Annotated in this window: 20 protein-coding genes and 1 pseudogene; 9 read left to right on the top strand and 12 right to left on the bottom strand. The window is 62.1% G+C overall.

Annotated elements, in window-relative coordinates:
* Nucleotides 1-195: 195 nt before the first annotated feature.
* Nucleotides 196-2382: an OsmC domain/YcaO domain-containing protein gene (locus APH35_RS19445; RefSeq protein WP_060515307.1), complete on the top strand. Its 2187-nt coding sequence runs from the start codon at nucleotides 196-198 to the stop codon at nucleotides 2380-2382.
* Between the two features lie 23 nt (nucleotides 2383-2405).
* Here APH35_RS19445 and APH35_RS28475 read toward each other — a convergent pair whose 3' ends face one another.
* From APH35_RS28475 to APH35_RS19430, 3 genes and pseudogenes are all read right to left on the bottom strand, one after another.
* A complete protein-coding gene (locus tag APH35_RS28475; protein WP_082425836.1) occupies nucleotides 2406-3299 on the bottom strand; it encodes a DUF6708 domain-containing protein in 894 nt (297 codons plus the stop codon).
* A 2-nt stretch (nucleotides 3300-3301) separates the two neighbouring features.
* Nucleotides 3302-6291: pseudogene (locus APH35_RS19435) on the bottom strand (T6SS effector BTH_I2691 family protein).
* Between the two features lie 302 nt (nucleotides 6292-6593).
* Nucleotides 6594-6884, bottom strand: a complete 291-nt coding sequence (locus tag APH35_RS19430; RefSeq protein ID WP_060515305.1) for a hypothetical protein — start codon at nucleotides 6882-6884, stop codon at nucleotides 6594-6596.
* 164 nt (nucleotides 6885-7048) lie between these two features.
* On the opposite strand from APH35_RS19430, the gene APH35_RS19425 reads away from it, so the two are divergent.
* Nucleotides 7049-7477 carry a DUF2231 domain-containing protein gene (locus tag APH35_RS19425; RefSeq protein WP_060515304.1) on the top strand — a complete coding sequence of 143 codons (429 nt, stop codon included), beginning with the start codon at nucleotides 7049-7051 and terminating at the stop codon, nucleotides 7475-7477.
* Nucleotides 7474-8766: a PQQ-dependent sugar dehydrogenase gene (locus tag APH35_RS19420; protein ID WP_012271949.1), complete on the top strand. Its 1293-nt coding sequence runs from the start codon at nucleotides 7474-7476 to the stop codon at nucleotides 8764-8766. Before APH35_RS19425 ends, APH35_RS19420 begins: the two co-directional genes overlap by 4 nt.
* Nucleotides 8767-8833: 67 nt before the next feature.
* On the opposite strand, the gene APH35_RS19415 is transcribed toward APH35_RS19420, so the two are convergent.
* Entirely contained in the window at nucleotides 8834-10966 is a 2133-nt protein-coding gene (locus tag APH35_RS19415) for a TonB-dependent receptor (RefSeq protein ID WP_012271950.1), read from the bottom strand.
* Between the two features lie 225 nt (nucleotides 10967-11191).
* Here APH35_RS19415 and APH35_RS19410 point away from each other — a divergent pair, with 225 nt between their 5' ends.
* The gene (locus APH35_RS19410) at nucleotides 11192-11773 is read left to right on the top strand and encodes a hypothetical protein (RefSeq protein ID WP_012271951.1); all 582 of its coding nucleotides are present in this window, start codon (nucleotides 11192-11194) and stop codon (nucleotides 11771-11773) included.
* Between the two features lie 4 nt (nucleotides 11774-11777).
* Here the strand turns inward: APH35_RS19410 and APH35_RS19405 are convergent, their stop codons facing one another.
* Nucleotides 11778-12542 (bottom strand): hypothetical protein, encoded by a 765-nt coding sequence (locus tag APH35_RS19405; RefSeq protein ID WP_060515303.1) that lies wholly within the window; start codon nucleotides 12540-12542, stop codon nucleotides 11778-11780.
* A 202-nt stretch (nucleotides 12543-12744) separates the two neighbouring features.
* Here APH35_RS19405 and APH35_RS19400 point away from each other — a divergent pair, with 202 nt between their 5' ends.
* The gene (locus APH35_RS19400; protein WP_012271953.1) at nucleotides 12745-13263 is read left to right on the top strand and encodes a DMT family transporter; all 519 of its coding nucleotides are present in this window, start codon (nucleotides 12745-12747) and stop codon (nucleotides 13261-13263) included.
* On the opposite strand, the gene APH35_RS19395 is transcribed toward APH35_RS19400, so the two are convergent.
* Entirely contained in the window at nucleotides 13264-14172 is a 909-nt protein-coding gene (locus APH35_RS19395) for a LysR family transcriptional regulator (RefSeq protein WP_012271954.1), read from the bottom strand.
* 138 nt (nucleotides 14173-14310) lie between these two features.
* Between APH35_RS19395 and APH35_RS19390 the strand changes: the two genes are divergently transcribed.
* The 3 genes from APH35_RS19390 to APH35_RS19380 all read left to right on the top strand — a co-directional run bounded on the left by APH35_RS19390 (nucleotide 14311) and on the right by APH35_RS19380 (nucleotide 17575).
* The gene (locus APH35_RS19390; RefSeq protein WP_060515302.1) at nucleotides 14311-15525 is read left to right on the top strand and encodes a YeeE/YedE family protein; all 1215 of its coding nucleotides are present in this window, start codon (nucleotides 14311-14313) and stop codon (nucleotides 15523-15525) included.
* A 113-nt stretch (nucleotides 15526-15638) separates the two neighbouring features.
* The gene (locus tag APH35_RS19385; protein WP_060515301.1) at nucleotides 15639-16613 is read left to right on the top strand and encodes a quinone oxidoreductase family protein; all 975 of its coding nucleotides are present in this window, start codon (nucleotides 15639-15641) and stop codon (nucleotides 16611-16613) included.
* Nucleotides 16614-16654: 41 nt separating this feature from the next.
* Nucleotides 16655-17575 carry a LysR family transcriptional regulator gene (locus tag APH35_RS19380; protein WP_060515300.1) on the top strand — a complete coding sequence of 307 codons (921 nt, stop codon included), beginning with the start codon at nucleotides 16655-16657 and terminating at the stop codon, nucleotides 17573-17575.
* 79 nt (nucleotides 17576-17654) lie between these two features.
* Here the strand turns inward: APH35_RS19380 and APH35_RS19375 are convergent, their stop codons facing one another.
* Both APH35_RS19375 and APH35_RS19370 read right to left on the bottom strand, forming a co-directional pair.
* Nucleotides 17655-17984, bottom strand: a complete 330-nt coding sequence (locus APH35_RS19375; RefSeq protein ID WP_012271958.1) for a hypothetical protein — start codon at nucleotides 17982-17984, stop codon at nucleotides 17655-17657.
* A gap of 74 nt (nucleotides 17985-18058) precedes the next feature.
* Nucleotides 18059-18709, bottom strand: a complete 651-nt coding sequence (locus APH35_RS19370) for a DUF998 domain-containing protein (RefSeq protein ID WP_012271959.1) — start codon at nucleotides 18707-18709, stop codon at nucleotides 18059-18061.
* 199 nt (nucleotides 18710-18908) lie between these two features.
* On the opposite strand from APH35_RS19370, the gene APH35_RS19365 reads away from it, so the two are divergent.
* A complete protein-coding gene (locus APH35_RS19365; RefSeq protein WP_012271960.1) occupies nucleotides 18909-19658 on the top strand; it encodes a FadR/GntR family transcriptional regulator in 750 nt (249 codons plus the stop codon).
* 70 nt (nucleotides 19659-19728) lie between these two features.
* Here the strand turns inward: APH35_RS19365 and APH35_RS19360 are convergent, their stop codons facing one another.
* From APH35_RS19360 to kdgD, 4 genes are all read right to left on the bottom strand, one after another.
* The gene (locus APH35_RS19360; RefSeq protein WP_060515299.1) at nucleotides 19729-21309 is read right to left on the bottom strand and encodes an aldehyde dehydrogenase (NADP(+)); all 1581 of its coding nucleotides are present in this window, start codon (nucleotides 21307-21309) and stop codon (nucleotides 19729-19731) included.
* 91 nt (nucleotides 21310-21400) lie between these two features.
* A complete protein-coding gene (garD, locus tag APH35_RS19355) occupies nucleotides 21401-22954 on the bottom strand; it encodes a galactarate dehydratase (RefSeq protein WP_012271962.1) in 1554 nt (517 codons plus the stop codon).
* A gap of 78 nt (nucleotides 22955-23032) precedes the next feature.
* On the bottom strand, nucleotides 23033-24397 hold the full coding sequence (locus APH35_RS19350) for an MFS transporter (protein WP_060494126.1): 1365 nt from the start codon (nucleotides 24395-24397) through the stop codon (nucleotides 23033-23035).
* Nucleotides 24398-24501: 104 nt separating this feature from the next.
* The coding region (kdgD, locus tag APH35_RS19345) for a 5-dehydro-4-deoxyglucarate dehydratase (protein ID WP_060515298.1) at nucleotides 24502-25386 on the bottom strand (885 nt) is incomplete at its 5' end.

The raw sequence follows: 25386 nt of genomic DNA, 5'->3' as shown, positions 1-25386 counted from the left end.
CCCAGAGAAGAAACGCTAGCACAGGGGGATGACCGCTGGTCTGGTGTCGGGGCGAGGTTCAGAGGATCAGGCAAGCAATCCGGTGGAATGCGCAAGGGCGTGAAGGGGTGGGGCAGGTAAACAGGACTTCCGTTGTGAAAACCCGGATAATGCCGGCCAATTTCGTTTTGCACGCTTAAATCACGGTAAATCCGCATGGAAATCAAGGTCAATTTTCTCGACAATCTCCGTCTCGAAGCCAAGTTCGACGACTTCACGGTGATCGCCGATCAACCGATCCGCTACAAAGGCGACGGTTCGGCCCCAGGCCCGTTCGACTATTTCCTGGCGTCTTCGGCCTTGTGCGCGGCTTACTTCGTCAAACTGTACTGCCAGACCCGCGACATCCCCACCGAAAACATTCGCCTGTCGCAGAACAACATCGTCGACCCGGAAAACCGCTACAACCAGATCTTCAAGATCCAGGTCGAGTTGCCCGAGGATATTTCCGAGAAGGACCGCCAGGGCATCCTGCGCTCCATCGACCGCTGCACTGTCAAGAAGGTGGTGCAGACCGGCCCCGAGTTCGTGATCGAAGTGGTCGACAACCTCGATGCCGACGCCCAGGGCTTGCTGATGCCGGTGTCGGACACCAGCACCTACATCCCCGGCAAGGACCTGCCGCTGGAGCAGACCATCGCCAACATGTCGGGCATTCTCGCCGGGCTGGGGATGAAGATCGAAATCGCCTCGTGGCGCAATATCGTGCCCAACGTCTGGTCGCTGCACGTGCGCGACGCGCAGTCGCCGATGTGCTTCACCAACGGCAAGGGTGCCACCAAGGAAGCCGCGCTGGCCTCGGCACTGGGTGAGTTCATCGAGCGCCTTAACTGCAACTTCTTCTATAACGACCAGTTCTGGGGCGAAGACCTGGCCAATGCGCCGTTCGTGCATTACCCCAACGAGCAGTGGTTCAAACCGGGCCCGCGCGATGCGTTGCCGGCCGAGATCCTCGACGAGCATTGTCTGGAGGTCTACAACCCTGACGGCGAATTGCGTGGTTCGCACCTGTACGACACCAACTCGGGCAACAAAGCGCGGGGCATTTGCTCGCTGCCGTTCGTGCGTCAGTCCGACCAGCAAGTGGTGTACTTCCCGTCCAACCTGATCGAAAACCTGTTCCTCAGCAATGGCATGAGCGCCGGCAACACCCTGGCCGAGGCGCAGGTGCAGTGCCTGTCGGAAATCTTCGAGCGCGCCGTCAAGCGCGAAATCCTGGAAGGCGAGCTGTGCCTGCCGGACGTGCCGCAGGAGGTGCTGGCCAAGTACCCGGCGATCGTCGCCGGCATTCAGGGGCTGGAAGAGCAGGGCTTCCCGGTACTGGTCAAGGATGCGTCGTTGGGTGGCGAGTTCCCGGTCATGTGCGTGACGCTGATGAACCCGCGCACGGGCGGTGTGTTTGCCTCGTTCGGCGCACACCCAAGCCTGGAAGTGGCGCTGGAGCGTAGCCTCACCGAGCTGCTGCAGGGCCGCAGCTTCGAAGGCCTGAACGACCTGCCGCAACCGACCTTCGAAAGCCACGCGCTGACCGAGCCGAACAACTTCGTCGAGCACTTCATCGACTCCAGCGGCGTGGTGTCATGGCGCTTCTTCAGCGCCAAGGCCGACTTCGAGTTCGTCGAGTGGGACTTCTCCGGCCACGGCGAGAACTCCAACCAACAGGAGGCCGCGACGCTGTTCGGCATCCTCGAGGCGCTGGGCAAGGAAGTGTACATGGCGGTGTACGACAATCTGGGCGCCACTGCTTGTCGCATTCTGGTGCCGGGCTACTCGGAAATCTACCCGGTCGAGGACCTGATCTGGGACAACACCAACCGTGCCTTGTCGTTCCGTGCCGACATCCTCAACTTGCACAGCCTCGACAGCCGCTCACTGAAGCTGCTGCTCAAGCGCCTGGACAACTGCGATGTGGATGACTACACCACCATCACCACGCTGATCGGCGTGGAGTTCGACGAGAACACCGTGTGGGGCCAACTGACCATCCTTGAGCTGAAACTGCTGATCTGCCTGGCGGTACAGCGCTTCGAGGATGCCAAGGAACTGGTCGAGGCGTTCCTGCAGTTCAACGACAACACCGTCGAGCGCGGCCTGTTCTACCAGGCGCTGAACGTGGTGCTGGAAGTGCAGTTGGATGACGAACTGGAGATGGAGGACTACGAAGCCAACTTCCGCCGCATGTTCGGCAACGCGCGCATGGACGCGGTGCTGGGTTCGGTGGACGGCAGCGTGCGCTTCCATGGCCTGACCCCGACGAGCATGAAGCTCGAAGGGCTTGATCGCCACTTGCGCTTGATCGAGAGCTACAAGAAGCTGCACGCGGCGCGGGCCAAGTTTGCCTGATAACCGCCGCCCTCAAGCGTCGCTCATACGCGCCTTTTTTGGGTTGAAGGTGCTGGAGCTTCCTCGAACGCTTCTGGGGGCGGTGGCGCCGCTCGGACGTTGAACAGGCGGCAGATGCCGTACCAGCAGATGGCGACGGTGAGGTTATAGGGGAACAGCACGGCCCAGAACGGCAATTGCCAGTTCTTTTTGCCCTGCATTTCACCGGGCTCACCGGTTCGCCAAGGAGCGTAGTGGCGCCAGGCTTCGGCTGGGGTCAGGCAGATGGCGTGCAGCGGCTTGTGCCACCAGTTGGGCTCGCCAGGCGGGGGGAGTTTGTCCGGGCCGTGAGCCATGAAATGGCGGAGGTATTCCCAGACTTCGGCGACGTGTCTGACGCCAGGCTCCGTGGGTTCGTTGCTGTCGACCCATAGGCAGTCTTTTTGGTGGAGGCTGCCATCCGCTCGGCGAGGGGCGAAGGCGAGGGCATAGCTGGTGCTGAACGATGAACCGCCGAATTCGGTGCGTTTGAAAAGGCCACCTCCGGTATTGCTCCATTCAAAGATCAATACCTTGCTCAAACGTTGATAGTAAATCTTTTGAGTTGATCTGTTAAAGCAGATGCTTGATAAGCGCTTTATGAAATATATTCGATAGGCTAAAAATGGAAGGAAAATGAAGGGTCCAATCACATTAAGGGCGATGAAAGTATAGCTAAAGGTGTACGGGTCCCAGGCTTCGCTGGTTAGCAAATAAGGGTAAACAAAAATAATCAGTGCTAGGGTCATTGCGCAGTACAGTTTTCCCATGAAAACTGAGTCTGTTACCCAGGGATTTCTCAGGCACAAGGTATTTTTTGATAAGTTTAATAGCTGCCCGCCAATAGCGGGTTTGTGCCCTGAGTCTGTGGTTGGATTGAATAGCCAGATGGTCGCCACGATCAGCGCTCCAGACGAAAAATTGCAAGAGTCTCATTGTCTTCGTCCAAGCCTTGGTTGGCACTGTAGGCTAGATGCAGTGAGACATGACTTTGGTTGGCTAGCGTGTTCTCGAAATGCAGAACCAAGCCCGCACCTACGATGTGGCCGGTCGGGGGGATTGGGAATACGTCCATTCCTTGGTCGTCACGGAGGGTGCTCAAACTCGCTGACCATTCGCTTACCCCAAGCACAAAGCCTGGCAGCAGTACTGTGAACTCAACGGTTGGTGGAGATGTGGCTACTTCGTTATGTGTGATCGCTGTCCAATTGGGTGGAGACCAGTGATTGTTCTGATGCCACCGGGTGTCGACCTGAGTTACGCCGAGTGACAGGGCCTGCTCGGCGGATAATAGCTTGGGTCCGTAGTGCTCGTTGTGCCAGGTTTTGACTTCGGTTTGTAGCGAGGCGAACGCAGGCAGTTTCTTTTCATAGTCCAAGGTAATGCCTTGACGTCTCTCTCCATCATTGATGCGATTACCGAAGACGCTGCGCGCTGCCCACAACTCAATTGGGCTGTGAAGGTGCTCATGTGCCTTGGCGTGTAGGTAGAGGCCTCCTGCAATGATGGCTACGCCTACTAGGATAAGGGCCGCTGCGGCCCATCCGGCGAAGGGGACTACCGTTGTCACGCCCGCAACGGCAAGTCCTGCTTCAAGGACGACAGCCGAACCCACAGCCATGGTAAAGCCACCGGCCAGCGTGTAATCGGCAGCCGCTTGATTGCCGTTCGCTTTCTGACGCCTTGCTTTGGAGATATCAGAAAGCAAACTAAATACTATTGCAGGATACCCGGCTAAACGCGCAAACAAATTACTGCTTAAGAAATTTATTACCCCATTGCCAAAGGCCATGCCCGGTGCCGTTGAACTTAATCGCAGCATCACCGCCTTCTGCGTTGCCCGAACGCTAACCGTTGTGGCTGCCGCTGCACCGATCACCCCAAAAATCGACGAAGCAAAGCCCAAGGTGTATTCCGGTGCATTGCTCTTCTGCAGGCTGTTGTAGGCCGTCTTGAGCGAAATTACGTTGAACCACAGCATGCCCGCGTTTAGACCGCCGCCAACGCCCGCGGTGAGCAAGCCGAGAGAGTTAGGTTTCACCCGCGCAGTGGTCGTCAGCTCGATCAACACGTTTCGGCTACCCGAAATGCGCAGCTGTTTCATCTCTTCAACCTGCGCCATGCCGTTTTTCAAGTACTTCTGTACCTCCTGGCTGAACGGATTATCCGTGATGGCCTGGTTGGTGATTCGGTAGCGTGCCGCCAACAACCCCAGCGCTTTCTCGGCATTGGCCTCACGCGCCGCCAACAACACCTGCTGACGCAGGCCATGACTGGCATCCCAGCGTGTTTGCCCACGCAGGCGCTTGAGCACCACGGTATTGACCGTTTGGGCGGTCAGGTCGGTGATGTCGGCCATGGCCGGGAAGCGACCGGCCAAGCCTTCGATCACGTCGTCGCTGGCGCCGAACAAACTGCCGATCGAGTCGGCCTTGTCCTTGAACGGGTTGAACGGTGCCAGGGCGGTGTACAGCGGGCTGTCGTGTTGGTCGAGCCATTGTTCCAGGCGCTTGAGGCGTCGATCCTGTTCCTCGGTGCCGGGTGTCGGCTGGCCCATTGGCTGAATCAGCAAGGCCAGTGAGATTTCCAGGCCACGGGCGGAGGCGCGTTCGTCGCGGTCGTAGCAGGCCAAGGCCGCCGCCAGGCTATAGGGGTTATCGATGTGTTGGGATTCGGCCGTTGCCAGCCAGGCGTCATGATCGTTGCTGGCTTGCAAGGCTTGATTGCGCAGGGCGGCAATGCGCCGTTCCAGCTCATCGCGCTCGGCGATGAAGCGCTGGTATTTGCCGACATCGAGGCGCTGTGCCAGGCGTGCGCCGCGGGGGGAATAGGCCTTGTGGGTGAGCGCCTGAAAATGCGACTCGGCCGGCGACAGGGCGGGGCCCCGGCGTTCCAGGCCAAGCCGGAACGCGGCCAGTTCCGGCGAGGGGGCGTCCGCCGGGTTCATGCTTTCCAGCGTCTTGTTCAGCAGCATGGCCACCAGGTTGCGATGGTGGAAGTCGCGGCTTTGCACGCTCAGCTGTTCGGCATCCAGCCGGTAGCACGCCGGTACGCGTTCCTGCTCGGGCGGTTGCGCGGGTTGGGTGTGTGCCAGTTGCTCGGCGGGCATCAGATCGCGCAGCTGATGTTGATAGGCCGAGACCGACAGGCTCAGGTCCAGGGCCATGCCTTCGGCGTCCGCGAGCGCGACCACCACCGGCACTTTCGGCTGGGTGTAGGGGTAGTGCCGCGCCATGGCGACGAGGTTGCCGATAGGCAGGGTTTCGCTGACCGGGTCGCTGCTCCAGGTCAGCGGCATGCGCCGCTCAGTTGGCTTGAAGTCTTCGACCCAGGTTTGCAGGGCGCTCACTGGCAACACATGGGGCTGGGTGGACGGGGCCTGGTTGCCGCTCACCAACTCGGCCATGTCCAGCTGGCGCATGTGCCGCTTGCGCAGGGCAGGCGAGCCGGTGATGCGGGCGGTCATGGCGTTGGTCCACAGGTGCGGGCTGTAGCCGATCCACACTTCCTTGGCGGTATCGGGGCAGGTATCGGCCCACACCCAGCCCAGGGTGCGGCTGGAGAGGTAGCGCTCACGCAGGTGGTAGTTCTCCAGCCCTTGGTAGCGCAGTTCCTTGTAAAGGCCTGCGCCGACGTACTCATGAATGACCAGCTTTTCGCCCAGCGGGCCTTTCATGAACACGTAGACATAGCCCTGACGCAGGGCGCGGAGGGTGTAGCCGGAGTGTTGCAGTGGGGCGAAGCCTTGTTCGAGGTTGAAGCCTGCGTCGGCATAGCGGTAGGCGGGGGAGTCGCCGGTACGCGGCACGATGGCATAGCGCACTGGCAGGACGGGATGCGTGCGCTACAGGCAGGGCCGGAGGTGGCGCTGCTGACGGAGGCATTGCTCATGAGAGTTCCTTGCTCAGAGAGCAGCCCTTTCAGACATTAGGCGTAGAGTGGCCTGCTCCAGTACAGAAAAGACTGAAAGATAATTGGCTGACGATTGTTGTGTAAGAAATTTCTTACTTGCTATTTTAAGTTGCAGGGATATGGATTTGCTGGGCGATAAGCGAAGTAGGATGCCTCGATTAATTATTTTTGGTCGAGGGTGAAAGTGTAATATTTTATGTGGGTTTATTCGTGCTTTAGTAACGTGGAAAGTTATAACTAAGTTTGTAGGAATTGCCTTACTTAAACCGTCCTCTATCTATTCAGTTTTTGCACTTGGCCATGACGACTTGGCAAGTTCTCGGTGTGCCTCCCGAGCGACTGGCATAGCGTATGCAGTTGTTCATCGACTTCTGACGGGCAATGCTGAGGGTATTGCCCCAGGCCAGGCCACCCTCGCCGGTCGTGGGGACGGCTTTGGCGAAGCAGTTGGAGCCCACCGTAGGTGTGGCGTAGCGGGGTTTGCTGGAGCAGCCAGCGGTGAGCGCCAGGCTGAGGGCTAGCAGGGTGTTCAGCACCCAGGACTCGATTGGGCGTATCGGTTGTCTGCGCATGTGTTCCCCTTGTCCGCTTGGCGGCAAATGCCTTGCAGGATATTTCATTCCAGCCAAACGGTGAACTATCGCGGCGTCAAGGGGCTCCTTTGCTAAGCGCACCCTGCGCTCAACTGATGGTACAAGCCCATCAGCCCCGGGTCACTGAATGAAAAGGAGGCACCGTGACCACATCTGACCAAACCTTCTACCGCTGTACACCCAGCCCGCTGCACGCCTTGTTGCTGGCCGGCAGTGTGCCGTTGTTTCTGGGTGCGCTACTGAGCGATATCGCCTACTACAACAGTTATCAAATCCAGTGGAGTAACTTCGCCGCCTGGCTGATCGCCGGTGCTTTGGTGTTCTGCGGGCTGGCACTGCTCTTCGCGTTGGCCAACCTGATCCGCGCCGAGCACAAGGGCGGGCGCGCAACGCTTTACTTCGCGCTGCTGCTGGTGACCTGGCTGCTTGGGCTGGTCAATGCGTTTGAGCATGCCAAGGATGCTTGGGCAGTGATGCCGTCGGGACTGGTGTTGTCGGTGATCGTAACCGTGCTTGCGGTAGCGGCTGCATGGACCGGTTTGAGTAATCTGCGTTCAGGGGGTGCGGCATGAAGCCTTTACATGCATTGACCCTGTTGAGCCTGACGCTGGCGCTTGGTGCCTGTGGTGGCGACGGTGAGCCGACCCAAGCCCACGGCCCAGACCCGAAGCTGCCGGAGCCGCAGCGCGGCTTGCTGCCGAGCATGAAGATTGCGCAGCCGGTTGCCTGGGGTGAACAGAAACCGACCGTGCCGGAGGGTTTCAGCGTCACGGCCATTGCCACTGACCTGAAGATTCCGCGGCAGAGCCTGGTGCTGCCCAATGGTGACATTCTGGTAGCCGAGGGCAGGGGTGGCAGTGCGGCCAAGCTCAAGCCCAAGGACGTGATTGCCAGCCAGATCAAGGCCAAGGGCAACACGCAGGTAAAGGGCGGCAACCGCCTTACCTTGCTGCGTGATGCCGACGGCGATGGCACCTATGAGGTGCAGACCGTGTTCGCGGAAAACCTCAACGCCCCCTACGGCTTGGCGTTTGCCGACGGCAAGCTGTATGTGGCCAACCAGGATGCGCTGGTGCGCTTCGACTACAAGGAAGGCCAGACCCAGGCCGAAGGCTCGCCCACCAAGGTCACCGACCTGCCGGCCGAGATCAACCACCACTGGACCAAGGCGCTGACCATCAGCCCGGATGGTCGTTACCTGTACGTGGGCATAGGCTCGAACAGCAATATCACCGAGCGCGGCCTGGAGGTCGAGATCGATCGGGCCATGGTCTGGCAGGTCGATGCCGAAACCGGTGCGCACCGGCCCTACGCCACCGGCCTGCGCAATCCGACGGCATTGACCATTCAGCCGCAGACCGGGCAGTTGTGGACGGTGGTCAACGAGCGGGATGAACTGGGCCCCGACCTGGTGCCGGATTACCTCACATCGGTGCGTGAGGGCGGCTTCTATGGTTGGCCTTACAGCTACTGGGGACAGAACGTGGATGACCGGGTGCGGCCGCAGAACCCAGGCAAGGTGGCAGCGGCGATCAAGCCGGATTACAGCCTGGGCTCGCATGTGGCTGCCCTGGGTGTCGACTTCTCGATACCGGCCATGGGGGATGGGTTTTCCGACGGTGTCTTCGTGGGCGAGCACGGCAGCTGGAACCGACCTGACCCGGTGGGCTACAAGGTGATTTTCGTGCCGTTCAGCAATGGCAAGCCTGCGGGAGAGCCGATCGACTTCGCCACGGGGTTCCGAGGTGAGGATGGCAAGACCCGTGGACGGCCGGTGGGGGTGACAGTGGACCCCCGTGGGGCGTTGATCATTGCCGATGATTTGGCGAATACGGTTTGGCGGGTGACGCGCAATCGCTGAATGAACTACCGGGGTTGCGCGATCCGCTGGGCTTGCGCGACAGCGTCTACACGGATCGCGCAGCGCTTCAGAAGCGGTAGTTGAAGCTGGCTTCCAGCGTCCGTGGTGCCCCTGGCGTAACCAGGTCCACCGAGCCGTGCGCCGAGGCATAGTAGTCACGGTCGAAGGCGTTCTTCAGGCGCAGCGCGGCATCCCACTGCGGCACGCTGTACAGCAGTGCGGCGTCGAAGGTGGTGTAGCCCGGCATCACCACTACGTTGTCGAGCGCGGTGTAGCGCTCGTCGACGTAGTTGGCACCGGCAGCCACGCGCCACTCTGGGGTCAGGGTGCGCACCAGCCAGATGTTGGCGCTGTTACGCGGCGTCAGCGTAGGGGTCTGGCCTTCATTGGCCACGCCATTGGTCTTGCTGTTCGACTTGGTGATCTCGGCATCCAGGTAGGCGTAACCGGCGTAGACTTGCCACTTGTCCGAGAGCTGCCCGCTGACGGTGGCTTCGAAACCATCGGTACGTTGCTCGCCCGCCAGTACAGTCAGGTTGGGGTTGGCCGGGTCGGCAGTCTTCATGTTGGTGCGCTCAAGGCGGAACACCGCAGCGGTCAGCGACAGGCGGCTGTCGAGCAGGTCCCATTTGGCGCCGATTTCATAGTTGGTGGTTTCTTCCGGCTCCAGATGCTGGTTGGTCGGGCTGACCGCGAACACTTCGCCCGAAGGCTGGTAGCTGCGGCTGACCGACACGTAGTAGGACTGGATGGTGTCCGGCTGATAGACCAGGCCGGCGCGCGGGCTCCAGGTCTTGTCGGTGCGGTCGAGGTCGACGTTCTGCACGCGGTCGTCGTCGTACTCCTGGCCGAAGATGTCATAACGCACACCCACCAGGGCCTTCCAGTGCTCGTTAAGCTCGATCATGTCCTGCAGGTACAAACCGGTGGTCTGCTGGAAGTTGGTGCCTTTGGACGACAGGTTGGCGGCATGGTCTGGCACCGGCACCAGGGCGTCGCGGTACACCGGCACCTGGGCCACATTGTTTTGGCTCAGCACGCGCTGGTACTTGTCCTGCAAGCCCACTTCCACGCCATACAGCAGGTTGTGCTGCATGCCGGCCACTTGCGCCTGCTGCTTGAGTTCGGTCTGGTTGAATACACCGTACTCGTCACGGGCAACGTTGCCACGGTTGAGCTTGACCAGCAATTCGCCGTTGGGCGCAGTGACGAAGCGTGTCGGGCTGCTGTCGGCCAGGGTGTTGTTGCGGTCCAGGTCGTAGCGGTAGTAACGGCTGGTGTTGGTCAGCGTGAAGCTGTCGTTGATGCGGTAGTCCAGGCTGGCGGTCAGCGAGAACACCTCGCTGCGGGCGTAGTCCTGGTCGGCATCGCCAGAGCCGAAGCGCTTGTCGCGATCGACATCCACCGGGCGGTTGCCCAGGGCCGGGATGCCGAAGTCGATCAGGCGCTTGTCGTACAGGTAGGTGGCGCCCAGGTTCAGTTCCAGGTCGTCCGAGAGGCGGAAGTAGGCCGACGGCGCGATGGCCTTGCGGTCGATATAGCCATCGTCGCGGAAGGTGTCGCTGTCTTCGAAGGCGCCGGTCACGCGGTAGGCCTGGTTGCTTTGCGGGTCGGCCCAACCGGTGTCGAACTGCGTGCGGCGTTTGCCTTCGCTGTCGAAGCTCATGCCCACTTCGCGCTTGGGCGTGAAGCTTGGCTTCTTGCTGATGCTGTTGATCAGCCCGCCCGAAGAACCACGGCCATACAGCACGGCGGCTGGGCCCTTGATCACCTCGACACGCTCGACGTTGGACAGGTCACGGAAGTACAGGGCATCGTCGCGCACGCCGTCGATGTACATGTCGCCAATGGCGCTGAAGCCGCGGATGGTCACCTGGTCGCGCTGGCCGTCGCCGTTGGACAGGCCGATGCCGGGCACGTTCTTCAGCACGTCCTCCATGGACTGCGCGCCCTGATCCTTGATTACGCTTTCGGGCACGACGTTGACGGTTTGCGGGATATCACGCAGCGGCGCGTCGATCTTCATGGCGCTGCGGCTTTCACTGGCCTTGTAGCTTTGCTGCTCGTAGGCGCTGGTGACGGCAGTGGCGGGCAGGGCGAGGCTACCCTGCGCTTGGGTTTGAACGGCAGCGTGAACAGCAGGCACAACCAGCAGGCCCAGCATGGAAATGGATGCTGGGGCAACAGACCTTTTTGCCATTACAGGTGACTCTTTGTTGTTTTCGAGGTCACGAATAGTAATGATTTGTAAATGTAAAGCAAGTGTAAAGAGTTCGCATTTGCTATTACAAGCGTGGGGTGGCGAGAAGGAGGCGAAACCGGTCGCAGCGGATGTGTGCGGGCAGGGTGGTGGGCAACGTCTATGCTTGTTGGCGCGTGAGCCTTTCGCGCCCTTTTTTGGTCTTGATCACATGGAAGCAGGCCTATGAACCCGATTCGTTCTCTCGCTCGTGCAGTTGCCTTGGCCACACTGGTTTCCGCTGCCAGCCTCACGGCACACGCTGCTGATATCCCGATTGCCAGCGAGGCACTGGAAAGCCACGTCACCACGCAAGTCACAGCCATCGACCTGGCCAACCGCCAGGTGACGGTGAAGGGCCCTGATAACAAGAAGGATGTGACGTTCCAGCTCACGGAAAAGGCCAAGGCCCTGCCTAATCTCAAAGTGGGCGACCAGGTCGATATCTTCGTCACCCGTGCCGTGGCTTATGTGCTCAACACCAATGTGGGTGGGGCGCCGAAGGCCAGTGAGGAGTCGGGGACCATTCGCGCCACTGCGCAAAACCCCAACCCGGGTGGCGAGGCATTCCGCCAGGTCAGGGTCACTTCGCAGATCAAGAAGATCGACCTCAAGCAGCATGAGGTGAGCCTGCTGCCACCAGAGGGCAAGCTGCAGGTCGTCAAGGTCGAGAACCCAGACCTGCAGGCGCGCATGAAGAACCTCAAGGTTGGCCAGACGGTCGACGCGATCTACACCGAAGTGCTGCGCATTGAAACCTCGCGCTGAGCATTCATCGAGGTAGGCTGCGGGTTGCCCGTGTATGTATCCGTCGTGATGCCTTGCATGACGGCGGATGGCGCACGAACAGCTGGATCACCCAATCCGGGCGGGTCTTGCTGGCGTCATTGAGCCAGTTGGCGACCGAGTCCTGAGCGTATTTGTCAGCTTCTGCCAGGCGCGGTACCAGCAGCGGCTCAGCCGCTTCAGGCGTTTGCTTGAGTGCGTTGATGTGCTCGCACCACACCCCACGTGGGCGTAGCACCTCGATGCAGAAGCGCCTTACCAGCGGGTTCAGGTCGCCGGCGTAAGGCCCGAGCAGTGCGAGGGCTGCGTCCAGTTCTTGGGCCAGGCGTGGGCGCAAGGCCATCCACGCCCACTCGCGTACGCCAAAATGCTCATCGCGAGCGAATCGCAACTGTGCCAGCAGTGCAGGCTCCAGCAGTTGCGTGCGCGATAAATGCGCTTGGGCGAAGGCCGCCCAGCTGCGCACGGTATCGGAAGCATGCGAGCTGCACTGCGCCAGCACTTGCTCGCGCATCGGCGAGGCGGCCTGCTCCAACCATTGCCCCAGCGCCAGCCCGATGGCTGCGATCTTCTTCGACAGGCCCAACGAGGCTGTGTCTTCAGCGCAGGCGGTCAAATCGTCGATGAGCGTGGCTGGCAGCAGGGTGGCCAACGAGCCGACCAGGGCTCTCTGGTCCACCGCCAGGCATTCGGCGAGGTTGCGGGTTGGTAACTGCCCTCGATCAAGCAGGGTTTTGCGTTCATCTGTCATCGAATGTGTTCCATCACATCAGCTTTAGGTTTGCTCGTAGCGAGGCCCTTGGGTGTCGCGACGGGATAGGAGCCTAGCTCAATAGGTAGAGAACGTATCTATTCATGCGCTTGGCGAATAGTGTGCGTGCATGTTTTCGATTTCCATAAGGTTGGGGAATTTTCGATCATGGCGTGAATATTGGTCAGCGATGAGGATTGCCATGTTCAGTAAAACCCTGTGTCTTCTGGTGCTTCCCTTTGCCCTGGCGTTGCTAGCCGGGGCAGTTTTGCCGTTCCAGGCCGCAGGTAATGCCGCCGTCGGCCGGGCGTTGGGGCACTGGCTGTGGGGGGCATTCACGTCGTTGACGGTGAGTTCGCTGGTGGTTGTCGCCGCGTTGTTGATCCTCAGAGTGCCAGTGCCAGACCTAGGCAAGGCCCTGCAGGGGCCATGGTGGCTTTGGGTCGGGGGAGTGCTGGGGGCGATGTATGTGGCCGGTGCCGCAGCACTTACTCCCAAACTGGGCGCGGCGGGGTTCCTGGTGCTGGTGGTGGCCGGGCAGATCATCACAGCGGTGCTCGCCGACCACTTCGGGGTAATGGGGCTGGGCGGTAAGCCGCTCAGCCTGGCCAGGGTAGCGGGTGTAGTGCTAATCCTGTGCGGTGTGCTGCTGGTGCAGGGTACATGGGCGCCGGCGCCATCGGCCGATTCCACGGTACCGGTGAAGCAGCAGGAAAACTGATCAGCGCCCTGGCTGGCTGCAGGCCCACACGGTTTCGCGCAGCCAGCGGTGCCCAGGGTCGCTGTCCTTGCGGCTGTGCCAGGCCTGCTGGTAGTCGAATGAGGGAATAGCCAGTGGCGGCGTGAACTGGCGCAGTGTCTTGTGTTGGCGTAACGACCCTACAGCGCGGCTGGCCACCGTCAGGATCAGATCGGTGCCAGCCAGCACTTCGACTGCCGCGCTCCAGTGTGGCAAGGCCAAGGCAATACGACGGCGCAGGCCTTGGGCGGCCAGTGCACGCTCGATTTCATCGAAGGCATCCGGGCGCATGGCCATCAACACATGGGGGCGTGCCAGCCAGTCTTCCAGGGCCAGATCACCGCGAGGGGGCAATACCTGGCGATCGGCAACACTGATGAAACGGTCGGCAAACAGGGGCTGGGCGGTGATGTCCTGGGGCAGGTCTGGGAACAGGCCCAGGGCCAGGTCCAGTTCGCCGTCGAGCAACTGGGCCAGCATCGTTTCGCGGCTGGCCTGGCTGATGGCCAGGTCCACCCCGGGTGCTACCTGGCGCAGATGGCGTAGCAGAGGCGGCAGGATAAGGCGCGAGGAATAGTCAGACAGTGACAGCCGGAAACGGCGCTGGGCCCTGGCGGGTTCGAACAACGGGGTAGCCAGCAGGCCGTTGAGGTTGCCCAGGGCATCTTGCAGGGGTTGGGCCAGTGACTGGGCGCGGGCGCTGAGGGCCATGCCGCCGCCTTGGCGTACCAGCAACGGGTCGTCGAAGTGTTTACGCAACTGCGCCAGGGCGTGGCTGACTGCCGGTTGACTGCGGTGTAGGCGCAGCGCGGCGCGGGTCACGTGCTTTTCGCTGAGCAGGGCGTGCAAGGCGAGCAGTAGGTTGAGGTCGATCTTGCGCAGCTCATCCATGGAGTGAATGATCCTGTAAGAATTCAAAGGCGTGAATCAGCTTAACAAATGATGTGGCCACATGGCCCCCACAAAGGGCTGCGCCGACCTGTCTAGCGTTATACTCCCCGTCCGTTTTACTGTTATCCGAGTATTCCGATGGGTCTTTCCGCAACTGCCACACCCGAACCGCGTCGCCTTGGCGCACCTATTATCGCCTTGGCCTTGCTGCTGGCTGGCGCCTGGTTCCTCAACTTCAATGCCGGCTTCAAGCAGGTTTTGTTGCTGGTGGTCGGCGCCGCGCTTGGTCTGACGCTGTATCACGCCGCCTTCGGTTTCACTTCGGCCTGGCGAGTGTTCATCAACGAGCGACGTGGCGCAGGCCTGCGCGCACAGATGGTCATGCTGACCTTGGCCGTGCTGCTGTTCTTCCCGGCGCTTTCGGCAAGTAGCCTGTTCGGTAACCCGGTCACCGGTCTGGTAGCCCCGGCGGGTGTCTCTGTGGTGTTCGGGGCGTTCATTTTCGGCATCGGCATGCAGCTGGGCGGCGGTTGCGCATCGGGCACGCTGTTCACTGTGGGTGGTGGTAATGCGCGCATGCTGGTAACCCTGCTGTTCTTCATCATCGGCTCGGTCAGCGCTACTCATCACGCTGATTGGTGGTTCGCCTTGCCGTCGTTCCCGGCCACCTCGATCGTGCAAGCTTGGGGGGTAGGGCCTGCGCTGTTGGTTAGCCTGGCGGTATTCGGGTTGATCGCCTGGGCCACCGTGGTGCTGGAAAAACGCCGGCATGGCGCGCTTGAGGCGCCGGTTGCCAGCGAACACCAGGGCCTGCGCCGCTTCCTGCGTGGTCCTTGGCCATTGCTGTGGGGCGCTGTCGCCCTGGCCTTGTTGAACTACGCGACCTTGGCGCTGGCGGGGCGGCCATGGGGCATTACCTCGGCGTTCGCCCTGTGGGGGGCCAAGGTGCTCAACGGGTTGGGCGTGGATGTCGGCAGTTGGGTGTTCTGGCAGGCTCCGGCCAATGCCAAGGCCTTGGCGGCGCCGTTGTGGCAGGACATCACCACAGTGATGGACCTGGGCATCGTGCTGGGGGCGTTGCTGGCGGCGGGCCTGGCCGGGCGCTTTGCGCCAAGCCTGAAGATCCCGCTGCCGTCGCTGGTGGCCGCAGTGATTGGCGGCCTGCTGCTGGGCTACGGTTCGCGCCTGGCGTACGGGTGCAACATCGGTGCGTATTTCAGCGGTATCGCCTCGGGCAGCGTGCATGGCTGGCTGTGGCTGGTGGCGGCCTATGCTGGCAACCTGGTCGGCGTGCGCCTGCGCCCGCTGTTTTTCGCTGGTGAGCGGCGCCCTGCGGTACTGGGCGGGTGCTGAAGCACTGATTTGATTGCTGCAAGGGGTGCAGAAATCATCTGCACCTCGCCTGATTGTTCAACGTTTCCTACCTGATTAGCCTGATTCGAACACTCATCCAGCAGGATTCGATCATGGTTACCCGCATCATTCTCAATGGCACCGGCACTGCCGATGTCATGCAGCTCGAACACATGGCGGCGCAAACTCCAGGGCCTGGGCAGGTCTGGTTGGAACAGACAGCCATGGGTGTGAACCCGCTGGACGTGTTGCAGCGCAAGGGTGGGGCAGGGCTGGCATTGCCGTCAGGCCTGGGGCTGGAAGGTGCAGGTAGGGTCACTGCCCTCGGCGATGGGGTTCGCAACGTGCAGGTCGGCGACCGGGTCGCCTATGCGATGGGGCCGGTCGGCGCTTATGCCAGCGGCCGGCTGTTCCCGGCCGAACGGCTGGTCAAGCTGCCGCCGCAGCTGGAGGACGAAGCCGCCGCAGCGGTGCTGTTCAAGGGCATTACGGCGCAATACTTGTTGAAAACCACCTTTGCCGTGGGGCCGGGTACACAAGTGCTGCTATACGGCGCAGCCGGTGCCTTGGGCCAGCTGATGGCACCTTGGGCGCGGCACCTGGGGGCGACGGTGATCGGCGTGGTGTCGCGCCCGCAAAGTGTGGCGAGGGCACAGGCAGCAGGCTGCCAGCATGTGCTGGTGTTCGACGCGGCAACCTTGGCCAGCCAGGTGCGCAAGCTGACCCAAGGGCAAGGGGTGGATGTGGTGTATGACTGCGTGGGCAAGGTGTCGCTGGAGGCTTCGCTGGACAGCCTGCGAGTGCGCGGCCTGTTGGTGTCGTTCGGTGGCACCTCCGGTGCACCGGCGGCTATCGAGGTGGCCACGCTCAATGCCAAGGGCTCGTTGTACCTGACCCGGCCGTCGTTAGCGGCCCACACCCGCACGGTCGAGGAGTACCAGCAGCGTGCGGCCGATGTGCTGACGGCCGTCGCCGAGGGTATCATCCAGCCTCGGGTGTGGCGTCGCTACCCGCTGGCTGACGCAGCCAAGGCCCACGGGGACCTGGAGCAAGGGCGGTCGGAGGGCGCGTTGGTACTGACTGCCTGATGCCCGATCCTTGACCCCACTGCCCTGAGCCGAGCCTTGCCATGGATGCCTTCGACAGCCGCCGCGCCGATGAACTTGCCACTTTGCTGGCCTTGCATGAGCAGGGCTCGTTTGCTGCTGCCGGGCGACAACTGGAGCGCCACCCCACGGTGCTGTCGAAACGCCTGAGCTCACTGGAAACGCGGCTGGGCATTCGCCTGGTGGAGCGCAGCACGCGGCAGTTGCGCTTTACCGATGAGGGACAGCGGCTGGTAGCCAAGGTACGCGAGGCAAGCCGGCTGATTGCCGAAGCGGAGCAGGAGGCTGCCGAAGGCGCTGCAACGGTGCGTGGGCGCCTGCGTCTGGCGTTACCGGCTGCCATGGGCAGGCGCTGGTTAAGCGGGATGCTTGCCGACTTTGTGCTGGCCTACCCGCAAGTGACGGTGGAGACCGAGTACGCCGACCGTTTCGTTGACCTGATCGGCGAGGGCTTCGACGCCGCGATTCGCATTGGTGAGCTAGCGGACAATCGACTGGTGGCGAGTAAATTATGCGATCACGTACGCATCCTGTGCGCATCGCCTCAGTACCTCGCTCGGCATGGGGTGCCTGCGGAGCCGGAACAATTGCCTGAGCATAATTGTTTAGGTTTCAGTGGTTTACGATCATTTCCTGAATGGCGCCTGAAGAGCGGCGCGCATCAGGTAAACGTCAAGGTTACCGGTAGCCTGCGCAGCAATGACAACGAAGCGCTGCTGGAGGCAGCGCGCCGCGGTGTAGGAATTTTGGCGGGTGGCGACTGGCTGATGGGCGAGGACCTGGCCAGCGGCAACCTAGTACGGGTGCTGCCGCAATGGCAATTGGACGTGGCGGCGGGCATCTACCTGGTGCGACCCACCGCACGCCTGAATACAGCGGCCCTGGGCGCCTTCAAGGCCTGGCTGGAGGACCGTTTCAAGGGCGGCGCCCCTTGGCGGCCCTGAAACGGTCTTTGTAGGCGCAGCACAAGGTTACGCCTACATGACTTTATGTTTACTTAATAACTTATTGATAAATAAGTAATTATCTTTTTGCTACAGCATGCTGAACACACTGCTCGTAGTAGGTCTGCTTGATCGCGGCAGGCTTGAGTCGCGAGCGGCTATTGTAGGTCTGCTCGGTAATGCCAAAGGCGGTCATGCGCATCCACGGTTTGGGGAATTTGCGTACCTGCAGCTTCTTGCGCGTGGCATACAGGGTTACCCCGGAAAGCTTGGCCTGCTGGGCCTCGGCGGCTATCTGCGCACCCCAGCCGCAGGTGTGGCGATCGTTCTGGCTCAGTGCGCGGGCCTGGGCGCTGAAAGCGAGCGTGGCCAGCAGGCAGCCGGCCATCGTTGCTAGAAGTACTCGCATGTTGCTGTCCTAAGCGTCTGAAAGGAAAAAGAGTTTGCCTTCACTTTCAGTGGCTGGGGGCCAGCAATTTGCCGTCAGAATATGGCCATGCGCAGCGGGCTGGCAGCAGGCTTGCGCAGGCTGATCCACGCCAGGCTGGCGACCCAGATCACCGACACACCATAGTTCAGGCGCTGATACAGGCCGAACAGCTGGCCGCTTTGGGCCGCCTGGCCCATCAGTATGACGGTGACGATCGCCAGCACTACACAGACCAGAGAAAACAGCGCAAATGCAGGCGAGCCAGCAATGCGGCTGCCCTGCCATGCCCAGAGGGCGCTGGCAACGGTCAGGGAGAGGAACATCAGCAAGCCGGACAGGTTATGCAGTTGCTGGGCGGTGGATGGCTGCGTCGGTGCGCAACCCTGATCGCAAGGGAACCACCCGGTTCCCAGGCTGCCGATGCCATGCAGCAACACCAGGCCGGCACTCAGCAGCGCCAGCTTCGAGCCACGCCAGCGTCGGGCGAGGCCCCAGGCAAACAGGCCGAACAACCCGGCCAAGGGAAAATTGTTGAGCAGTGGCGACCAGCTGTGGGTTGGCGAGCCTGTCGCACCCAGCTGGCTCATGGCCTGTTGCAGGTGGTCGTAGCCGGGGTACGCCAGGGCGGTGAGCCATACCCCTGCCAACAGCCAGAGGGGTATCAGCAGGCCGCTGCCGAGCAACAGGCGGTCGAGGGTTTTCATGCTGCGGTGTCCTTCCATGGATGAGTGAGCGTGAGGGCGCACAGTACAGGCTTGCGCGGGGCTTGAGCCAGTGCTTCTGTGGGTTTTTCCTGGGCTGGGGGCCTGCAAAGGTGAGCAATAAATACCGCACCGGGTGTATGTGATCGTACAACCGCTTGCGCTATGATGAGCGCTGTCTTTCAAGGTGAAATACAGGGCAATGACAGAGCAGCAGGTACAGGCAAGGACCCGGCGCAAGCCGCGCAGTCTGGCCCAGGAACTGGTCACAGTGCTGACCGAGCGCATTCGCAGTGGCCAGCTCAAGCGCGGCGACAAGCTGCCGACCGAATCGCAGATCATGGCCGAAGAGGGCGTCAGCCGCACCGTGGTGCGTGAGGCGATCTCGCGGCTGCAGGCTGCCGGGCAGGTAGAGACCCGTCATGGCATCGGCACCTTCGTGCTGGATGCACCGGCAACCGGGGGCTTTCGCATCGACCCGGCCACTGTGGTCACCCTGCGCGAAGTGCTGGCGGTGCTGGAGTTGCGCATTGCCCTGGAGATCGAGTCCGCTGGGCTGGCGGCGCAGCGGCGCAGTGATGAAGCGCTGGCTGGTATGCGGGCGGCGCTGGACGAACTCAACGAAGGGGCCGCCCATGCCACTGATGCGGTGTCGGCGGATTTCCAGTTCCACCTGCGCATCGCCCAGGCCAGCGGTAACCACTACTTCGCCGATATCATCAACCACCTGGGTACCAGCATCATTCCGCGCACCCGGCTGAATTCGGCGCGGCTGGCCCATGATGATCAGGCGCATTACATGAGCCGGTTGATGCATGAGCACGAGGCGATCTATGAAGCGATTGCCCGGCAGGACAGCGAAGGGGCGAAGATGGCCATGCGTATGCACCTGAGCAACAGCCGCGAGCGCTTGCGTCAGGCGCATGAGGCGGCTGAGGCACAAGGGGCCTGAGCCATTTGTCGCCGGTACAGCCAAAAGAAAGCCCCGCCATGTGCGGGGCTTTCTTGTTTCAGGCAACCCGTCAGATCACCTCCTCGCTCCATTGCCCGTTCACCAGCCGACGCAGCGCCAGCGGGTTGCCATCGCGCAGTGCTTCGGGCAGCAACGCCTGCGGATAGTTCTGGTAGCACACTGGGCGCAGGAAGCGGTCGATGGCCAAGGTGCCGACCGAGGTGCCACGCGCATCCGAGGTCGCAGGGTAAGGCCCGCCGTGAACCATGGCATCACACACTTCGACACCGGTCGGGTAGCCATTGATCAGGATCCGCCCGACTTTCTCCTCAAGCAGTGGCACCAACCAGGCGTAGGCCTCGAAATCTTCCGCTTCGCCGATCAGGGTAGCGGTCAACTGGCCACGCAGGCCGAGCAGGGCGGCGCGCAGTTGTTCGTCGTCCTGCACTGCTACGGCCACGGTGGTGGGGCCGAACACTTCTTCCTGCAGCAGCGGGTCAGACTGGACCAGCAGGCCTGCATCGGCCTTGAACAGCTGGGCGCGGGCCTGGCTGCCTTCCTGCTTCTGGCCGGCCAGGTGCTGGATTCCACTATGGGCATGCAGGTGCTCCAGGCCGCCAACGTAGCTGCGCAGGCCTCCCGCGTTGAGCATGGTTTGCCCGGCCTGTTGGTCCAGATGCTGGCCAAGGTCGGCCAGTAACTGGTTGTACTGCGGCGACTGCAGCCCGATCACCAGGCCCGGGTTGGTGCAGAACTGCCCGGCACCCATGCACACAGAGCCGGCCAGTTCGCGAGCAATGGCCTCGCCACGCTTGGCCAGGGCGCCCGGCAGGATGATGACCGGGTTGATGCTGGACATCTCGGCGAACACCGGGATTGGCTGCGGGCGCTCGGCGGCCATGCGGCACAGAGCGTCACCGCCTTTCAGCGAGCCGGTGAAGCCAACGGCCTGGATGGCTGGGTGCTTGACCAGCCACTCGCCCACGCCGCCTCCGAATACCATGTTGAACACGCCTTTGGGCATGCCGGTACGTTCGGCGGCGCGCACGATGGCGCAAGCAACCAGGTCGGCGGTGGCCATGTGGCCGCTGTGTGCCTTGAACACCACCGGGCAGCCGGCGGCCAGGGCTGCGGCGGTATCACCGCCAGCGGTGGAGAAGGCCAGCGGGAAGTTGCTGGCGCCAAACACAGCGACCGGGCCGACACCGATGCGCATCTGGCGCAGGTCTACGCGTGGCAGGGGTTGGCGTGCGGGCAGTGCCAGGTCGATGCGCGCGCCGAGGAAGTCGCCGCGACGCAGTACCTGGGCGAACAGGCGCATCTGCCCACTGGTGCGGCCGCGCTCGCCCTGGATACGGGCGGCGGGCAGGGCTGTTTCGCGGCAGACGATGGCGACGAAGGCATCGTCCAGTTCGTCCAGTTCGGCGGCGATGGCGTCGAGAAACTCGGCACGACGTGCCGGGGCCAGTTGGCGGAATTCGGCGAAGGCGGCGGCGGCGGCGCTGGCGGCCTGGTCCACTTCGGCCTCGGTAGCTTGGGCGAAGCTGAAGGGCAGGGCTTCGCCAGTGCTGGCGTCCAGGCTCTGCAGGCGCTGAGAACCAGCGGCACTGCGCTGACCGGCGATGAAGTTGTGGCCGAGGATTTCAGGCATGGGGTGCTCCTGTAGGTTGAAAGAAAATCTGGCGGGTTGTCGCATGATCTGTGGGAGCGGGCATGCCCGCTCCCACAGCATGCCCTCGGCATCAGGTAATCGGTGCCGGGTTGAACAGGGTGATGTCGTTGTGTAGCCGGTGCTGCTCGGCCCAGGTCTGCTTGCGGCCGCTGGCCACGTCCAGGTAGTAATGGAACAGTTCCCAGCCCAGCTCTTCGATGGTCGAACGGCCTGTGGCGATGCGCCCGGCGTCGATATCGATCAGGTCGGGCCAACGCTGGGCCAGTTCGGTGCGCGTGCACACCTTGACCACGGGTGCCATGGCCAGCCCGTAAGGGGTGCCTCGGCCTGTGGTGAACACATGCAGGTTCATGCCGGCGGCCAGTTGCAAAGTGCCGCAGACGAAGTCGCTGGCCGGGGTGGCGCAGAAGATCAGGCCCTTGCGCGTTACCCGCTCGCCTGGGCCAAGCACGCCCTGGATAGCGCCGCTGCCCGACTTGACGATCGACCCCAGGGATTTCTCGACGATATTGGACAGGCCACCTTTCTTGTTGCCCGGCGTCGTGTTGGCACTGCGGTCGGCGGCCCCTTGCTGCAGGTAGCGGTCGTACCAGTCCATTTCGCGCACCAGGGCATCGGCAACGTCCTGGTTTTGCGCGCGCGAGGTCAGCATGTAGATGGCGTCTCGTACCTCGGTCACTTCCGAGAACAGCACCGTAGCACCGGCACGTACCAGCAAGTCTGCGGCGTAGCCCAGCGCAGGGTTGGCGGTGATGCCCGAGAAGGCATCGCTGCCACCGCACTGCATGCCGAGGATCAACTCGCTGGCCGGTACGGTTTCGCGGCGGCGCTGGTCGAGCTTCTTGAGGCGGGTTTCGGCCAGCTCCATGATTTGCTCGATCATTTCCACAAAGCCCAGGCTGGCGTCCTGCAGGCGGTACAACCATGGCTCGCTGAGGTCTACCGACGGGTCGTTGTCGTGCATCACCTGGCCGGCCTGCAGCTTTTCGCAGCCGAGGCTGATGACCAATGCCTCGCCACCCAGGTTGGGGTTGCGGGCCAGGTTGCGCACGGTGCGGATCGGGATGTAGGCGTCGCGAGCGTTGATGGCCACGCCGCAGCCGTAGCTGTGGGTGATGGCTACCACGTCATCGACGTTGGGGTACTTGGGCAGCAGTTCGCTGCGAATGCGCTTGACCGCATGCTCCAGCACGCCGGTCACACACTGCACGGTGGTGGTGATGCCGAGGATGTTGCGGGTGCCAACGGTGCCGTCGGCATTGCGGTAGCCTTCGAACGTGAAGCCTTCGAGTGGCGGCAGCGGTTGTGGGACGGCGTCGCAGCGCGGCAAGCTGTCCAGTTCCGGGGCGGCCGGCATGGCCAGTTGGCTTTCCTGCACCCAACTGCCCTGGCGTAGGTCTTCCAGCGCGTAGCCGATGATTTGCCCGTAGCGGCGCACGGGCTCGCCTTTGGCGATGGCCTTGGTTGCGACCTTGTGGCTTTGTGGCACGCCTTCGACCAAGGTCAGGCCGTCGGCGAAGTGGGCGCCTTCGCCCAGGCCGCCGTCGTTGACCACCACCACGACGTTATCGTCGTCGTGCAGGCGGACGTAGCGCGGCGAGTCGGAATGTTCGATCAACTGCATGTTTGGGCCCTACTTGTCAGGTTCTCAGGCTTTTTGTACATCTGCCCGCACCGGTTGCCCCGGGGCGGGCGTGTTCACTCAGTGGCGCGAGCTGGCCAGTTCGCCATTGGCGGCAGGCTCAGCCTGTGGCTTTGGGGCGTCGTCGCGCAGTTCGATACGCTTGATTGGGCCGACGATCACCAGGTAGCTGAACACCGCCACCAGCGCGTTGGCGCCCACGTACACCAGCGCCCATTTGAACGAGCCGGTGGCGCTGATGATGTAGCCGATCACGATAGGGGTGGTGATCGAGGCGATGTTGCCGAAGGTGTTGAACAGGCCACCGGACAGCCCGGCGATCTGTTTCGGCGAGGTGTCTGCCACCACCGCCCAACCCAGCGCGCCAATGCCTTTGCCGAAGAACGCCAGGGTCATGAAGCCAACCACCATCCACTCGGCATCGACGTAGTTGCAGAACACCATGGTGGTCGACAGCAGCAGGCCGCAGACAATTGGCAGTTTGCGCGAGAAGGTCAGCGAGTTGCCACGGCGCAGCAGCCAGTCGGAGATCACGCCACCCAGCACGCCCCCAATGAAACCGCAGACCGCCGGCAGCGAGGCGATGAAGCCGGCCTTGAGAATGGTCATGCCACGTTCCTGCACCAGGTACACGGGGAACCAGGTAAGGAAGAAGTAGGTGATGGCGTTGATGCAATACTGGCCCAGGTACACGCCCAGCAGCATGCGGCTGGTCAGCAGTTGCTTGATGTAGCCCCATTTCGGGCCGTCGTTGCCGCGCTTCTGGTCCATGTCCACCAGGCCGCCGTTCTGCTCGATGTGCTCAAGCTCGCTTTGGCTGATGCGTGGGTGTTGGCGCGGGTTGTGGATGGTTTTCAGCCACACCATGGAGAACACGATGCCCAGTGCACCCATGACGACAAACACGTGCTCCCAGCCGAAGCTGAACACGATCCAGCCCATTATCGGGGCGAACAGCGCCGTGGCGAAGTACTGCGCCGAGTTGAAGATGGCTGAGGCAGTGCCGCGCTCCTGAGTCGGAAACCAGGCGGCGACGATGCGAGCGTTGCCCGGGAACGACGGGGCTTCGGCGAAGCCAACCAGAAAGCGCAAGGTGAAGAGGGTGACAACCGCCCAGGCAACCGGCAGGCCACCGACAAAACCCTGCAACAGGGTGAACAGCGACCAGGTGAAGATGCTGAAGGCGTAGACGTTCTTGGAACCGAAGCGATCGAGCAGCCAGCCACCAGGAATCTGGCCAGCCACGTAAGCCCATCCGAAGGCGGAGAAGATATAACCGAGGGTTACGGCGTCAATGCCGAGGTCTTTCTGCAGGCTGGAGCCTGCGATGGCGATGGTAGCGCGGTCGGCATAGTTGATCGTGGTCACCAGAAAAAGCATGAACAGGATCAGGTAGCGCACATGCGTCTTTTTAGTCGCTTGCATGCTGGCAATACTCCCACTAGTTATTTTTGTGCGGGCTTACGAATTGTAACCGGAGTGGGGCTGGCCCACTCCGGGCGCGGCATCTGGCAGGCCGCGGGCAGGGCTTACTGCGGGCCCATCTTGTCCATCAGCGCGGCGAGCATCTCGTACTCTTCTGCGGTGAGGTCGGTCAGCGGGGTGCGCACGGGGCCTGCGTCGTAACCGGCAATTTTGGCGCCGGCCTTGACGATGCTCACGGCGTAGCCGGCTTTGCGGTTGCGAATGTCCAGGTACGGCAGGAAGAAATCGTCGATCAGCTTGGCCACGGCAGCGTGGTCGTCACGGGCGATGGCGCTGTAGAAGTCCATGGCGGTCTTCGGCACGAAGTTGAACACCGCGGAGGAGTACACCGGCACGCCCAGGGCCTTGTAGGCAGCAGCATACACTTCGGCGGTCGGCAGGCCACCCAGGTAGCTGAAACGTTCGCCCAGGCGGCGACGGATCGACACCATCAGCTCGATATCACCCAGGCCATCCTTGTAGCCGATCAGGTTCGGGCAGCGCTCGGCCAGTTTTTCCAGCAGGTCGGCGTTCAGGCGGCAGACGTTGCGGTTGTACACCACCACGCCGATGTTCACCGATTTGCACACCGCTTCGACGTGTGCGGCGACGCCGTCCTGGCTGGCTTCGGTCAGGTAATGCGGCAGCAGCAACAGGCCCTTGGCACCCAGGCGCTCGGCTTCTTGTGCGTATTCGATGGCCTGACGGGTGGACCCACCAACACCCGCGAGGATAGGAACCGAGGTGGCGCAGGTATCGACGGCGGTCTTGATCACCTGGCTGTATTCGCTGGCGGCCAAGGAGAAGAACTCACCGGTGCCGCCAGCGGCGAACAGGGCGCTGGCGCCATACGGGGCCAGCCACTCCAGGCGCTTGATGTAGCCAGCCGGGTTGAAGTCGCCCTGGGCGTTGAAGTCGGTGACCGGGAAAGACAGCAGGCCGTGGGAGAG

It is taken from the genome of Pseudomonas sp. NBRC 111132 (genome assembly GCF_001320565.1).
Taxonomy (GTDB): domain Bacteria; phylum Pseudomonadota; class Gammaproteobacteria; order Pseudomonadales; family Pseudomonadaceae; genus Aquipseudomonas; species Aquipseudomonas putida_P.
This window is presented reverse-complemented; position numbering and strand designations above follow the sequence as displayed.